At 65.3% G+C, this 13916-nt stretch carries 12 protein-coding genes; 6 read left to right on the forward strand and 6 right to left on the reverse strand.

Annotated features, from left to right (window positions below):
* Positions 1-15 precede the first annotated feature (15 nt).
* The 3 genes from Pla108_RS01615 (at position 16) to Pla108_RS01625 (ending at position 3780) form a co-directional block, all read left to right on the forward strand.
* Positions 16-1023 carry a phosphotransferase gene (locus Pla108_RS01615; protein WP_146442027.1) on the forward strand — a complete coding sequence of 336 codons (1008 nt, stop codon included), beginning with the start codon at positions 16-18 and terminating at the stop codon, positions 1021-1023.
* 190 nt (positions 1024-1213) lie between these two features.
* Positions 1214-3157 carry a protein-disulfide reductase DsbD family protein gene (locus Pla108_RS01620; RefSeq protein ID WP_146442030.1) on the forward strand — a complete coding sequence of 648 codons (1944 nt, stop codon included), beginning with the start codon at positions 1214-1216 and terminating at the stop codon, positions 3155-3157.
* Between the two features lie 29 nt (positions 3158-3186).
* Complete coding sequence (locus Pla108_RS01625; protein ID WP_146442033.1) at positions 3187-3780, forward strand: Uma2 family endonuclease; 594 nt, start codon at positions 3187-3189, stop codon at positions 3778-3780.
* A 4-nt stretch (positions 3781-3784) separates the two neighbouring features.
* On the opposite strand, the gene Pla108_RS01630 is transcribed toward Pla108_RS01625, so the two are convergent.
* Together Pla108_RS01630 and purM are read right to left on the reverse strand one after the other, a co-directional pair.
* Positions 3785-4273 carry a hypothetical protein gene (locus tag Pla108_RS01630; RefSeq protein WP_146442036.1) on the reverse strand — a complete coding sequence of 163 codons (489 nt, stop codon included), beginning with the start codon at positions 4271-4273 and terminating at the stop codon, positions 3785-3787.
* A gap of 253 nt (positions 4274-4526) precedes the next feature.
* Positions 4527-5561 (reverse strand): phosphoribosylformylglycinamidine cyclo-ligase, encoded by a 1035-nt coding sequence (gene purM / locus Pla108_RS01640; RefSeq protein ID WP_146442039.1) that lies wholly within the window; start codon positions 5559-5561, stop codon positions 4527-4529.
* 430 nt (positions 5562-5991) lie between these two features.
* Here purM and glgX point away from each other — a divergent pair, with 430 nt between their 5' ends.
* From glgX to Pla108_RS01655, 3 genes are all read left to right on the forward strand, one after another.
* Positions 5992-8064, forward strand: coding sequence for a glycogen debranching protein GlgX (gene glgX / locus Pla108_RS01645; protein WP_231934332.1), 2073 nt, complete (start codon positions 5992-5994; stop codon positions 8062-8064).
* Positions 8065-8386: 322 nt separating this feature from the next.
* Positions 8387-9637 (forward strand): precorrin-6y C5,15-methyltransferase (decarboxylating) subunit CbiE, encoded by a 1251-nt coding sequence (cbiE, locus tag Pla108_RS01650; protein ID WP_146442045.1) that lies wholly within the window; start codon positions 8387-8389, stop codon positions 9635-9637.
* 51 nt (positions 9638-9688) lie between these two features.
* The gene (locus Pla108_RS01655; protein WP_146442048.1) at positions 9689-10294 is read left to right on the forward strand and encodes a hypothetical protein; all 606 of its coding nucleotides are present in this window, start codon (positions 9689-9691) and stop codon (positions 10292-10294) included.
* Positions 10295-10952: 658 nt separating this feature from the next.
* Here Pla108_RS01655 and Pla108_RS01660 read toward each other — a convergent pair.
* The 4 genes from Pla108_RS01660 to trpC form a co-directional block, all read right to left on the reverse strand.
* The gene (locus Pla108_RS01660) at positions 10953-11294 is read right to left on the reverse strand and encodes a hypothetical protein (protein WP_146442050.1); all 342 of its coding nucleotides are present in this window, start codon (positions 11292-11294) and stop codon (positions 10953-10955) included.
* Positions 11291-11947, reverse strand: a complete 657-nt coding sequence (locus tag Pla108_RS01665; protein WP_231934248.1) for an MOSC domain-containing protein — start codon at positions 11945-11947, stop codon at positions 11291-11293. Before Pla108_RS01665 ends, Pla108_RS01660 begins: the two co-directional genes overlap by 4 nt.
* A 128-nt stretch (positions 11948-12075) precedes the next feature.
* Positions 12076-12726 (reverse strand): hypothetical protein, encoded by a 651-nt coding sequence (locus Pla108_RS01670; protein WP_146442055.1) that lies wholly within the window; start codon positions 12724-12726, stop codon positions 12076-12078.
* A 228-nt stretch (positions 12727-12954) separates the two neighbouring features.
* A complete protein-coding gene (gene trpC, locus Pla108_RS01675; RefSeq protein WP_146442058.1) occupies positions 12955-13767 on the reverse strand; it encodes an indole-3-glycerol phosphate synthase TrpC in 813 nt (270 codons plus the stop codon).
* Positions 13768-13916 lie beyond the last annotated feature (149 nt).

Raw genomic sequence — 13916 nt, forward strand, 5'->3', positions numbered from 1 at the left:
AACGGACCCGTCGTAATGCGACTACCCGAAACGATCCGCAATTCGATCGAAGAACGGTTGTTCCCCCGCGAACCGACCGGGCCGGCCGCGGCTTGGGCGCCAGCGTCGGGCGGGCTGAGCCGGGCGTCGGTCTGGCGCGTCAGCCGCGGCGGCGACGCCTACGCCGTCCGCTGGTGGGGGGCGGGCGTCGATCCCGAACATCTTACCTGGATTATTAATACGCTCAGAGCGGCGAAGAGTTCCGGCTTAGCTTTTGTCGCCGCGCCGATTGCTTGGGGTGTTGAGTGGCGGGAGGGCGCCGTCGGCCATTGGGAGGCGGCCCCCTGGATGCCGGGCGAACCGGTCGCAGCGGGCGACGCCCTCGAGGCGGAGATCAGCGTGGCGGCGGAGGGCCTGGCTCGATTTCACCATCAACTCGCAAGCGGCGACGGGCAACTCGCCAACGGCGCGGGGTCCATACCGCCTGCGTCGTCACCCTTTGCCGAGCGGTTCGACCGGGTCGCCTCGCTGCCGACGAACCCGCCAATCAGTCGAGAGCTGGCAGGGGCGTGGCCCGAACTCGAACCCATCGCACGTCGACTTCCCGCGGCAGCCGTAGCAGCGGCATCGGCGCTCCGACCGTTCGCCACGCTGCCTTGCGACCGCCAGCCGGTCCACGGCGATGCCCGGCCCGAGCACTTTCTCGTCGAACGGGGGGTTCTCGCCGGTCTCGTCGACTTCGGGGCGATGCGGCGTGATTCGGTGCTAGCAGATGTTGCGAGGTTGGCCGGCGAGTGGGCGGCGGGCGATCCCGAACGCCGCGACTACCCCGAACGCCGCGACTACGTGGTTGGCTGCTACGAAACAGCCAGCGGGCAACACCTCGACCGGAGGGCGGTGGCGGCCCTCGACCTTGCCGGGGCGGTCCTCTCGGCGGCCAATTGGCTCCGCTGGCTCGGCGAATCGGGCGTCGGCGCACCGAGCGATAGCGAGCTCGTCCGCGGGCGGCTGCGGTCGATTGCGTCTCGGTTGGGTAAACCGTGATTCGCTGGGACAACCGTGAGCTAACGCACCCTCCACGGGGGCGTGGGCGACCCATGGTGCTCGACGGCGAACCGTCGGTAGCGGCGTTGCGTCGAAGGGGCATTGGCTGGGATAGTCTCCGCCTGCCTAGAATGCCCTACCACCGCTCAAGCCGCCGCCATTTGGCGCTGGCCTCCTGGAGTCTCGTCCGATGACGCTCGCCCGCCCGTTAATTCTCCCCCTCTTCCTGGTGGCGTTGGTCGCCGCGCCGGCTGCGGCGCAGCTGCAGTTCGACCCAAGTGGTGGCGCGTTTGGGGTTGGCGGTGGCGAGTTCGGGTTCGATCCGCTCGCCGGCGAGGTCGATACGGCCGATCTAGTGAAGCTCGGCGCCCGATTCGCTCCGGCCGGCAACGGCGCCCCGGCGATGATCGAGGTAACCGCCAAGATCGCCGAGGGCTATCACATTTTCTCAGTCACCCAACCGCCGGGCGGCCCACAGCGGACCAGCCTTAAACTAAACGCCCCCAGCAGCGCCCGCCTCGCCGGCCCCTGGGTCGCCGACCCGGCGCCCAAGACGCACGTCGATCAAGAGATCTGGGTCGGCCTGCCCATCGAAGAGCACTTCGGCACCGTCACCTGGCGGGCGCCGATCGAGCTGCCAGCGGGCGTCGATCCGGCGACGCTGACGGTATCTGGCGTCGCCAACATGCAGGCCTGCACCGAGACCGCCTGCCACGCCATTGATGGGGCGACGTTCACGGCAGAGCAGGTCGAACCAGGCGCCATTCCCTTTGGCGCAAGCGAAGGGCCGCAACCGACCCAGCCGCTTGTGCCGGGGGAGTCGCCGTTGACCGGCACGGCGACATCGCCGCCACCTAAGGCGGTGACGCTCACCAGCCTCCTGCCAATCCTCGGCGCGGCGTTTGTCGGCGGCCTGATCCTCAACCTGATGCCGTGTGTGCTGCCGGTGATTGGTTTGAAAGTGCTGTCGTTCGCCGAGCAGGCGGGTCACCAACGCGGCAAGGTCTTGGCGATGAACCTCGCCTACACGGCGGGGTTGATGAGCGTGTTTATCCTGCTGGCGGCACTGGCGGCGTTCGCCGGATATGGGTGGGGTGAGCTGTTCACCTACGGCTGGTTCAAGATCGGGATGGTCGTCTTCGTGTTCGCGATGGCGCTCAGCTTTCTGGGCGTTTGGGAAATCCCGATCCCGGGCTTCGCCGGTGGCCGCGGCGCCAACAAGTTGCAGCAGAAAGAAGGCTACGCCGGCGCCTTCTTCAAGGGCGTGTTCACGACCGTGCTGGCGACGCCATGCAGCGGGCCGTTCCTGGGACCGGCGATCGGCTTCACGCTGGGTCAACCCACCGCGATCACGTTCCTGATCTTTGGCGCGATCGGATTGGGGATGGCGTCGCCCTACTTGCTGATCGGCGTCTTCCCGAGTCTCGTGAAGTCGTTGCCGAAGCCCGGCGCTTGGATGGAGACCTTCAAGCAATTGATGGGTTTCGTTCTGATGGCGACGGTTGTCTACCTGGTGTGGCTGGTGTCCGAGGAGCAGCGGATGCCCATGCTGGCGACGCTCGTCGCGGTCGCGTTCGCCTGCTGGTGGATTGGTTCGACGCCGATCACCGCCAGCACCGGTAAGAAATCGACGGCGTGGCTCGGCGGGTTGGCGACAGCCGGTTTGATCGGCATCGTCGCGTTTACGCAGATGGGACCCAGCGACTACGAGCTCGCTTGGCGGCCGTTCACGCCGGAGAAGCTGTCCGCCGCCAAGACCAAGGGCGAGACCATCCTGGTTGATTTCACGGCCAACTGGTGCGCGACTTGTCAGGTGAATTCGCGTTTGGCGATCAACACCCAGCGCGTCAAGCAAGTCGTCGAGGCGAATAACGTCACGCCCCTGCTGGCCGACTGGTCCGACCGTGGCCCGGCGATCCGCGAGACGCTCGAGGCATTCGGCAGCCGCAGCATCCCCTTCCTGGCGATCTTCCCGGCGGACCGTCCCAACGAGCCGATCCTGCTCCCCGACCTGATCACCGAGCGGCAGCTGCTCGAAGCCCTCGCCGAAGCCGGCGCTACCCAGAGCAACGCGGCGGCGACGGTGATGCCCGAGATCGAGATCGGCGAGGCGACTTCGGCGACTTTTCGCTAAACGACGGCTCATGAGGTAAGATTAGCGCCATGGACACTTCTGTCTCGACGCCGCTCGAACCCATCGTGCCAACCTTCCCCGTGAAGCGGTTCACGGCGGATCAGTACATCGAGATGATTCGGACAGGGATCCTCACAGAGGACGATCGTGTTGAACTCATCGATGGGATAATCACCGAGATGGCGCCGGCCGGAGAAGAGCACACCTGGGAAGTCGTTTACCTAAATCGACTCTTCCAGGCGGCTTGGGACACCCACTTCCTGTTCGTTCAGGGAACGATCCCGATTGGCAAACTTCATGTTTACGATCCCGACTTCGTCTTAGTGCGTCAGGGAGGATCGGAGCAGAGAAAGCGCTATCCGCGTGCTGACGAGATTGATCTTGTCGTCGAGGTAGCCAAGTCGTCGTTGAAACGCGACCAAACAGAGAAAGCGACGGCCTATTCCGAAGCCGGCATCCCCGAATACTGGATCGCTGACATCAACGCGAAGACGATGATTGTTCATCGCGAGCCGTCGCCTGCGGGATATCAGAAAATCGCTTCCTTCGATGGCGATGCGACCGTGACGCCTCTGGCATTCCCGCAGATCAAGGTTCGCGTTGGCGACGTCTTCGGGGAATGACGGTTTAGCCGAGCCACGTCGCAATGACCTCGGCGAACATCGCCTCGTCGAGCGTCTCGTGCGCCAGCAAATGGTCGGACACACCGGCCACGGCTTCCCAGTGGGTGTCATCCGTCAGTAAGCCGTGAAGGCCCACAATGCGGGCTTCGAGCCACTGCGTGCGGCGCCGCTCATCAGGAACGACGATCGCCGCTTCGTCCCACGCCTGCCCCCAATCGTGCCGCCACTCGGCCACGAGGGCGGGGTGCAACGGTTCGCCCCGGTAGATCATCTCCGCCACCGGGCCGGCGAGCGCGACAAGGACGAGCTTCTCGGCCAATTCCTTCGGCGTGAACCGCCGCCGCGACCAGGCGACCTCGGTGTCGCCATAGCGGCTGGGGCCGTCGTCCCAATCGGGCTCGAGGGTGACGCGCCGCACCCGCCCGCCGGCGTAGGCCGCAACGAAGGCGTGGCCCGCTTCGTGGTAGGCGGTGAGCTCGAGGTCGTCGTCCATAAGACTCGCGCAGAGACGCGGAGGCGCAGAGAGTTCTTTAGATTTAAAACACTTTGCGCCTTTGCGCCTTGGCGTGAGTCTACTTTTTCCACATTGATTTCACGCGAAGGCGCGAAGGCGCGAAGGCGCGAAGGCGCGAAGGCGCGAAGGCGCGAAGGCGCGAAGGCGCGAAGGCGCGAAGGCGCGAAGGCGCGAAGGCGCAAAGTGAGATGACGCTTCAAACTCCTCTGCGTCTCCGCGTCTCTGCGCGAGACTAACTAATTCGACCGATGACCCAGTTATCGAGGCCCAGCTCGGTAAGTTGGCTCGCGATGCTCTCGGCGAAGTGCTCGCTCACGACCATCGCCAAACCGACGCCGCAGTTGAAGACGCGGGCCATCTCGTCATCGGCCACGTCGCCCAGCTTCTGCAGCCACGTGAACACCGGCGGCACGGGCCAGCTTCCTTCGTCGATCGCCAGCGATACTCCTGTCGGCAGGATCCGCTCGAGGTTCTCGCGCAGGCCACCGCCGGTGATGTGGGCGATGCCGTGCACCACCTGCTTCTTGCGGTAGTGCCCCAGGACGCGGCGGACCGGCACGGTGTAAATGCGGGTGGGCGTCAGCAGCAAGTCGGCGACCGTCGCGCCGTCGCACTCGGCGACCGTGTCGTCGGGCGACAGGCCGGCGGCCTCGAACACGATTTTTCGGACGAGGCTGTAGCCATTGGAGTGCAGGCCGCTCGAGGCGATCCCGATCACCACGTCGCCCGGGCCGATCTTCGCGCCGTCGATCAGCCGGTGGCGTTCAACCACGCCGACCGAGAAGCCCGCCAAGTCGTAGTCATCGGGTCCGTACAGGTCGGGCATGATGGCGGTCTCGCCACCGATGAGGGCCGAGTCGCTCGACACGCAGCCGTCCGAGATGCCGCTCACCACCTGCTCGAGCCGCTCGGGGTCGTCCTTCCCCATCGCGATATAGTCGAGGAAGAACAGCGGCTCGGCGCCGCAGCAGAGGGCGTCGTTGACGCACATCGCCACCAGATCGACGCCGACCGTGTCGTGCCGGCCGACCATCTGGGCGACCTTGAGCTTCGTGCCGACGCCGTCGGTGCACGAGACGAGCACCGGATCTCGGTACTGGCGGGCGAAGAGTTTGCCGGCGAAGTCGAGCCGGAACAGCCCCGCGAACCCCCCTTCCAGCGGCATCACGCGCGGGGTGTGGGTCCGCCGCATCAGCCGCGGGAGCCGCGACATCGACTCTTCGTAGACGTCGAGGTCGACGCCGGCATCCTTGTAGGAAAGGGCCATCTCGTTCCGGGTCTGCTCTGCGGGAAGGCGAAAAGGGCGGGTCTCTCGGGGCATGCGGGGACCACCTTGGTCGGTCCGCGACGCGTCAACGACGGCTGATTCTCCGTGTTCGACGCCGCGTTGCGATCCCCCCCTCCCGATCTGGGCGGCGTCGTATCCCCGGGTCGTTATCCCTGGCCTGTTGACGGCTTCCCGCTTCGGGTCGTACCGAAGGGCGAAGGGGCGCGGCCGGGCGAGGTAGTCTCTCTAGGAGGGAGCCGACAACGGCCGATGCTAGCATTGCACCCTCGGATCGCGCAAGCTGGGTTTCGCGTGGCAAGGGGGTGTGTCTGGGCCAGGGAAGGCGGCTCCGGTCCACTGAACGACCCCGTTGACGCATATGCTCGCACAAGGCACGACTCCCTACATCGCCCGCTCGTCGGGCCTCGTGATGCCCAAGCCGCCCAAGTCGCACCCTCCGCTGCAGTTCAGCTACCCGCTCCCCTACGGCGCGATCCTGCGAGATGAAGGCGTTCAGTTCGTCGTCTTCAGCAAGAACGCCACCGCGATGCGGGTGCTGCTCTACAGCGGCGTGGACGATCCCGAGCCCTCCCGGCTCATCGAGCTCAACCCCGACACCGACCGCTGGGGCGATCTCTGGAGCGTCTTCGTCCCCGAGCTCGAAGCGGGCACGCTCTACCACTTCCAGTGTGACGGGCCCTTCGAGCCCGAGCGGGGCCACCGCTTCGACCCGCACGCGCGGCTGATCGATCCCTTCGCCAAGGCGCTGGCGGGCAAGTTCTTGCCGGGGGCCGACGGTGTTGTCCGTCCGCCGAAGTGCGTGGTCGTCGATGACCACTTCGATTGGCAAGGGGACCGCCACCTCAAGCGGCCGCTCAGCGAGACGGTCATCTACGAGATGCACGTCCGCGGGTTCACGCAGAGCCCCACAGCCGGCTCCGACGCGCCGGGCTCGTACTTGGGCGTGATCGACAAGATCCCGTATCTCAAGTCGCTCGGCGTGACGGCGGTCGAGCTGATGCCGGTCCACGAGTACCCGACCGAAGAGACCGACGGCAGCCGCACCAAGCGCGCCAATTACTGGGGCTACGACCCCATGGCGTTCTTCGCTCCCCACCGCGGCTACCAACTCGGCGACGAGCCGGGCGGGCAGGTCAAGCAGTTCAAGCAGATGGTGCGCGAGCTGCACGCCGCCGGCATCGAGGTGATCCTCGACGTCGTCTTCAACCACACGTCCGAGGGCAACGAGCACGGCCCCACCTTCAGCTTCAAGGGGCTGGAGAACAGCGTCTACTACATGCTCACTCAGGATGGTTCGTACAAGAACTACTCCGGTTGCGGCAACACGGTGAACAGCAATCACCCGATTGTCCGTGAGATGATTTTCAATTGTCTCCGGCACTGGGTCTACAACTACCACATCGACGGCTTCCGCTTCGACCTGGCGAGCATCCTCAGCCGCAACCGGAACGGCGACCTCGTCCCCAACCCGCCGCTGGTTGAGAACATCGCCGAAGACCCGATGCTCTCGGACACGAAGATCATCGCCGAGGCATGGGACGCGGCCGGGGCGTACCAGGTCGGCTCGTTCGCCAGCGGGCGCTGGGCCGAGTGGAACGGCGCGTACCGCGACAACGTCCGCCGCTACTGGCGGGGCGACCTGGGCATGACCGGCCCGATGGCGACCCGCCTCGCCGGCTCCAGCGACCTCTACCAAGCGTCGGGACGGCAGCCCTACCACAGCATCAACTTCGTCACGTCGCACGACGGCTACACGCTCAACGACCTCGTGTCGTACGAGCGGAAGCACAACCTGGCCAACGGCGAGGACAACCGCGACGGCGACAACAACAACTACGCCGCCAACTACGGCGTCGAAGGGCCGACACGCCGGTTGCCGATCCGCAAACTCCGCCGCCGGCAGGCCAAGAACTTTATCGCCACGCTGATGCTCAGCCAGGGCGTGCCGATGCTGGTGTCGGGCGATGAGGTCCTTCGCACCCAGCGGGGCAACAACAACGCCTACTGCCAAGACAACGCCGTGAGCTGGTTCGACTGGCGGCTGGTCGAGCGGAACGCCGACCTGCTGCGGTTCACCCAGCAGCTGATCGCGTTGCGGCTGCACCAACCGGTGCTACGGCGGGCCGACTTCCTCACCGGGGCGCCGCACAAGCAGGGCGACCTGCCCGACGTCGCGTGGTTTGGCGTCGATGGCAAGGCGATCGATTGGCACCGGACGTTCCACAGCCTGTCGTGCGTCCTCAGCCCGACCGGTTTGAAGGACGAGCACGCCCGCCACGTGCTGGTGATGATGCACTCGGGGGGCCAGCCCCAGCCGTTCCGCGTCCCCAAAACGGTGACCGGCCTCAACTGGCGGCTCGCCGTCGACACCGCCGGAGAGAGCCCCAACGACGCCTTCGCCGAGTCGGTCGGCCCGAAGCTCGACACGTCGGCTCAGGTGCTGCTGGAGCACCACGCCATGCGGTGTTACATCGAGGCGTAGCAGCCCAAACTCGCGATCCTTCTTGGAGGCTTGCGATTCCTTGTGGGCACTTGCGATTCCTTGTGGGGGCTTGCCATTCCTTGTGGGAGGCGTCTCCAGACGCCGATTACGGTGTCCTAGCCGGATTCGGCATGGTGCGCGTCATCGGCGTCGGGAGACGCCTCCCACAGGTGGCTTCGCCACCAAGAGGGGCCGCGAGGCGGCGCACGCCCCGCGGAGCGCACTCTAGAGCGAGGCGCGCCAACCGAATACGTTAAGGCGAAGGGAAAAGGGGTGACGAACGCCCCGAATCCCCGGCCCCTGACCCCTGATCCCTGCCGCCATGCTCTCTATCATCGGAATCGGCGACGACGGCCTCAACGCGGCGTCCGCGGCGGTCCGCGACCGCATCGCCGCGTCCGAGGTGCTGCTCGGCGACGAGCGCGCGCTGTCGCTCCTCGGCGAATCGACGACGGGCAAGCGAATTGTCTTGTCGGGTGACGTCAACCAAGTCGCGACCCAGGTCGAAGCGGTCGGCGATCGGACCGCGGCGCTGGTCGTCTTCGGGGACCCGATGTTCTACGGGCTGGCTCGGTTCCTCATCGAACGGTTCGGCAAGGACCGCTTCGAGGTGCTGCCGCACGTCAGCAGCATGCAGCTGGCGTTCGCCCGCGTCATGGAGAGTTGGGACGAGGCCTACCTCACCGACCTGGCGATCCACCCGCTGACGGCGGTCGTCGAGAAGATCCGCACCGCGCAGAAGGTCGGCCTGTTCACCAACCCCGACGTGGGCCCCGATCAGGTCGCCCAAGCGATGCTCGATCGCAAGATCGACTACTTCACCGCCTACGTCTGTGAGAACCTCGGCGCCCGCGACGAGCGTGTCACCCGCGCCGAACTCGCCGAAATCGCGGCGGGCGAATACACGTCACTCAACGTGATGATCCTGATCCGTCGGGCCGACGCCCCCGACCGGCCGCGTGACGCGGTGGGTCGGCGCCTGTTCGGCAACCACGACGACGCGTTCCTGCAAGCCAAGCCAAAACAGGGCCTGCTCACGCCGTCGGAGGTCCGATCGATCGCCCTGGCCCAGATGGACATCGCCCCGGCCAGCATCGTCTGGGACGTCGGCGCCGGCTCGGGTTCGGTGAGCGTCGAGGCGGCCCAACTGGCCCGCGACGGCGCCGTCTACGCCATCGAGATGGACGCCGAGGACCACGGCCTGATCCAAGAGAACTGCGACCGCTTCGACGTCGCCAACGTGATCCCGGTGCTCGGCAAGGCGCCCGAGGCGTTCGCCAAGCTGCCCGACCCCGACTGCGTGTTCGTCGCCGGCGCCGGCCGCGAGGTGACGCGTCTGGCCGAAGCGGCGTTCGCCCGCCTGCGTCCCGGCGGCCGCTTGGTGGTGAATCTGATCAGCATCGACCACATCGCCCAGGCCCGCGAGTCATTGATGGCCGCCACCCGCGCCGCCGGTCACGAGCCGAACCTCGGCGTCTGGATGGTCAACATCGCCCGCGGCGCCGACCAGCTAGAACGGCTGTCGTTCGAGTCGCTCAAGCCGAGCTTCCTGATCGCGGCCGTGAAGGGTTAATAGATTCACCACAAAGGCGCGAAGGACACAAAGGATGAGGAATAGGCCTTCGTGTCCTTCGTGCCTTCGTGGTTCTCTTACTTGAACCCGAAAGTGACCGGTATCGATCTTTACGAGCTCACGCCCGAACTGCGCCGCCTCGTTGACAACGAGCTCGACCGTGACGAGCGGCTGGCGTGGCTCGCGCAGCCCGACCCCAAGGCGTACACCCGTGGGTACTGGGTGATCCAGTTGTTCGGCGTCCCGTTCACGGCGTTCTCGGTTTTCTGGATCGCCATGGCGTCTTCGATGGGGGGCGGTTTCTTTGGGCTCTTCGGCGTCCCCTTCGTCCTGGTTGGGACCGGCATGCTCACCGCGCCGTTCTGGTGCCGGCGACTGGCGCGGCGGTCGGTCTACGCGATCACCGACCAACGAGCGATCGTTTTCAAGCAGGAATGGAGCGGCATGAGCATCCGCTCCTTCCGCCCCGATCAGCTTGGCGCCATCGAACGCAAGCAGCACGCCGACGGCTCGGGCGATCTGATCTTCGCGAAGGAAATCACCCAGTACGGACGTAACAATCACGGCCCCCACATTAGCCGCATCGGCTTCATCGGCATCGCGAACGTGAAACAGGTCGAGGACCTGATCGAGAACTTAGCGGCCGAGTCAAGTTGAACCACCAAGCAGCGTAGGGCGGGACTCTCAATCTTTGCGCCTTCGTCCCTTTGCGTCTCATCCTCCGGACCGCAAGGCGAGCATGGCCCACGCGCCCAATCATTTCCTCGAAACCTTGCCAGTAAAACTGAGAGGGGGCGTCGAGAGGTTGCTCGATCCGGACGAAGAGTTGCTATGGCTGGGGCAGCCGATTCCGGAGGCGTACGGCCGGCGGTTTATCGGCTGCGTCGTGGGGGGCGTTCTGTGGCTTCTGTTTATCGCCTTGCTGGCTCACAGCTGTGCAAGCAACCCAGCCCCACAACCGACCTCAGGCTACTTCTTCCTCGGCGTCTTGGGCCTGTTGGGCGTCGCCGGATGCTGGATGCCACTCGTCGGTCGATGGATGGCCCGCCGTACGGTTTATGGCGTCACCAATCGTCGCGTCTTTGCGACCTCCACGTGGGGACTGGGGCTCGCATCGTGGGCCCTGCCCTGGGAAGAGACCGGTCTGCCTTGTCGCTGGAGGTGGCACGACGGATGCGGCAGCCTCAAATTCCCCGACAAGAGGCCAAGGGCGTTAGCGGACCCGGACGACTCGCGACACTTTGGCTTCCACGCCCTACCCGACGTCAATCGTATTTACGGACTTATCGAAGCAACCTGGAGAGGCCCTTCGAACTCAGTCACGCACGTAGATAAATGCGTACCAAAGTAGCCAAGCCGTGAACGCAAACAGCGACCAGAAGGCGACCCGGCATCGATTGCGAAACGCCCTGGCACCGTCGGCGCCGCCCAAGGCGCCAACGAGCCCTTTGCCTCGGGGTGACCGTAGATAGTCGTCTGACAGCGTGAGACACCCCAAGAACATCCCGGTCGCGGCCCCGATGACGAGCAGCCCCAGCAAGCCACCTAGGGGCGAGTGCTCGTCGCAGATGAAGCGGAGACGCTCAAATGCATAGCCGAGGCCATACAACAGTGTGAAAACCGCTGTCACAATCCAGACCCGGTTGCCGTCGTTCATACGATCCTTTTTCGTAGCTGCCGCTTCCAACTATCTGAAAGCGTCCCCACCGCGGCAAGTTCCGCCGTCGCTTTGCGATCGTCTTTTAGCTCGTACATCACTTGGTTGGCGCGGGCGATGGTCCAGTCGGGGAGCGGGCGGGCGCTGCGTTCGATGGCGTCGCCGGCGGTAACCGTTCCTTCGGTGACGACCCGCAGGTACCAGCCGGTGTAGCCGTTTTGCTGGACCCAGAGGGTGAGCTGCTTGGTCCTCCAGCGGCGGGCCAACTTCCAGCATGGCTGACGGGGCTGGCTGACTTCGAACTCAGCGTCGCCGATCCGCCAACGGTCCCCCAGGCAGACATCCTCTTCTATTAAGCCGGCAACCGAAAAGTTTTCGCCGAACGCCGCGGCGCCTAAGGTTGGTTCCTCCAGTCGCTCGCGCCAGTACGGCCAGTGCTCGGCCGAGTAGACACAGACCGCCTTGTCGACTCCGCCGTGCACCGCGGTCTCCTCGACGCCGTCGCCGACGAGACCGAGCCCCGTGGCTTGGATCGGGCCCGCGACCGGTTGCTTAAAGAACGCGGTCCGCCACGGCTTGTCGCTCGTGTCGCCAACGGTCGGCGCCAGTTCTTGCGGCTGGCCAATCTGGATCGATTGAAGGGTCGGCGACACGGCGTCTTCCATCGCTTTAGCAGGTTTCTTGGAGGCGACGAACGGGCCCTAACATCCCACGAAAAAAGCCGCCGCGGGAGACCCCACGGCGGCTTCGAGAAGTTTGATATTTGATATCGTCGCGACGCTCAGCGACGGCGACGCGCCAGCGGCGCCAACCCGACGAGAGCGAGCAAAGCGGTGGTCGGCTCGGGAATGCGGACGTAGTTGAAGTTCACGTCATCGACGTACACGGTTTGATTGAGTGCGCCGCCGAAGCTCTGGATCGCGTAGACAAGGCGGGCCGTGTCGGCGCCGGCCGGGATCGTGTCCGCGATGATGAACTCTTCGTAACCGCTGCCGGCCGGCGAGGCGGTGAGCTGAGTCCGAGAAACCTCAACGTTACCCACGGAGTCACGCCACTCGATGCGGTACTCGCTACCACCGGTCGTGCCGACCGACTGGTGCCAGCCGCTGAACCACGCGTCCGCGCCGGCGAGGGCCGGCCCGAAGTAGACGTCTTGGAACGCGCCGGCAAACAAGTTGGTGTCCGGACCGATGTTCATCTCCAACGACTGGGCGCCGGTCCGCGGGCTGGTGGTCGTGAAGTCGCTCGTTGAACTCAACCCGGCGGAGAAACCTTCCCAGGTCCCAATGAACGGAGCGCCATCCGTCGTGATCGTTCCTTCGAAGCTTGGGTCGATCAGTTGGTTCGGATTGTCGAGATGCGCTGCCTGGGCCGTCGCGTTGGCAAACAGAGCAACCGCGAGGGTTGCTGAAAAGAGAACGAGAGATTTCATCACGAGGCTTCCTCAGACGGGGTGAAAAGAAGGAGGGAAGAGATTGAGGCGGAAACACGGGAATCCTGCAACCGCTTTCAATGCCCTGTCAGCGTAGGGGCGTCTCGACCCCTTGGTCAATTGTTTACCGGGCGTTTTGACTAAATACCCCAGTAACTGTTACATGGATGGGGGCTCTCCAAACAACCGTGGAAGCTACCTCTGGCCACGGGCTACCCCAGCAACAGGCTACCCCAGCAATAGAGCCTTCGTGGCGACTCCGATATCCGCCTGCCGCATCAGCGACTCGCCCACCAGCATCGCGTCGATGCCCGCCCCGCGGAGTCGCTGGGCGTCGGCGTGGGTTTTGACGCCGCTCTCGCCAACGAAGACCACTTCGGGCGGCACTTCCGCCCGGAGGCGGATGCAGTGCTCTAGGTCGACCTTCATGGTGTGCAGATTACGGTTGTTGACCCCCACGAGCGTCGGCCCGCACGCCAACACCGCCGGCAGGTTGGCCGGGTCGTAGAGCTCCACGAGGGCCGTCATGCCCAGCTCGTTGGCGAGGGCGTGCAGATCCGCCAGTTCGGCCGGGGCGAGACACTCGGCGATCAGCAGCACCGCGTCGGCTCCGGCGACGCGGGCTTCGACCAATTGGTGCTCGTCGATCAGAAAGTCCTTGCGGAGCACCGGCAGATCGACCGCCGCCCGGACCGCCCGCAAGTAATCGAGCGAGCCCTGGAAATGGGGCTCATCGGTCAGACAGCTGAGGCAGCTGGCGCCGCAAGCGGCGTAGGTCTGGGCGATAGCGACCGCGTCGAAATCGGCGCGGATCAGGCCGGCGGAGGGGCTCGCCTTCTTTACCTCGGCGATCAGCTTGATCGGGCCGCCCCCCCCCGTTTGGGTTGGCGCCGGCCGGTCGGCAGCCAGCGGCGCCAGGTAGTCACGCACCGGCGGGGCGTCCGCCAGGGCGGCGCGCAGCTCGACTAGCGGCCGTTCGGCGCGGGCCAGTGCGACTTCCTGTCGCTTCACGGCGACGATCTTGTCCAGTACCGTCGGCATATCTCGAAGTCGGAAGTGGGAAGTTGGAAGTCGGAGAAATAGCCGGCCAAAGGCGACTCGCGGCCGACTGCAATCACACGATATCGCTGCCGAATCGGCGTTTCGCCGGTCTGACAGACCCCCTACTATCCCTTCCGGATTGTCGCGCC

Source organism: Botrimarina colliarenosi, assembly GCF_007859955.1.
Classification (GTDB): Bacteria; Planctomycetota; Planctomycetia; order Pirellulales; family Lacipirellulaceae; genus Botrimarina; species Botrimarina colliarenosi.

What these genes read in the sequence shown, in the direction of transcription:
- Pla108_RS01615 (WP_146442027.1), top strand. Translation starts at nt 16, where the DNA reads ATGCGACTACCCGAAACGATCCGCAATTCGATCGAAGAACGGTTGTTC.
- Pla108_RS01620 (WP_146442030.1), top strand. Translation starts at nt 1,214, where the DNA reads ATGACGCTCGCCCGCCCGTTAATTCTCCCCCTCTTCCTGGTGGCGTTG.
- Pla108_RS01625 (WP_146442033.1), top strand. Translation starts at nt 3,187, where the DNA reads ATGGACACTTCTGTCTCGACGCCGCTCGAACCCATCGTGCCAACCTTC.
- Pla108_RS01630 (WP_146442036.1), bottom strand. Translation starts at nt 4,273, where the DNA reads ATGGACGACGACCTCGAGCTCACCGCCTACCACGAAGCGGGCCACGCC.
- purM (WP_146442039.1), bottom strand. Translation starts at nt 5,561, where the DNA reads ATGGCCCTTTCCTACAAGGATGCCGGCGTCGACCTCGACGTCTACGAA.
- glgX (WP_231934332.1), top strand. Translation starts at nt 5,992, where the DNA reads ATGCCCAAGCCGCCCAAGTCGCACCCTCCGCTGCAGTTCAGCTACCCG.
- cbiE (WP_146442045.1), top strand. Translation starts at nt 8,387, where the DNA reads ATGCTCTCTATCATCGGAATCGGCGACGACGGCCTCAACGCGGCGTCC.
- Pla108_RS01660 (WP_146442050.1), bottom strand. Translation starts at nt 11,294, where the DNA reads ATGAACGACGGCAACCGGGTCTGGATTGTGACAGCGGTTTTCACACTG.
- Pla108_RS01670 (WP_146442055.1), bottom strand. Translation starts at nt 12,726, where the DNA reads ATGAAATCTCTCGTTCTCTTTTCAGCAACCCTCGCGGTTGCTCTGTTT.
- trpC (WP_146442058.1), bottom strand. Translation starts at nt 13,767, where the DNA reads ATGCCGACGGTACTGGACAAGATCGTCGCCGTGAAGCGACAGGAAGTC.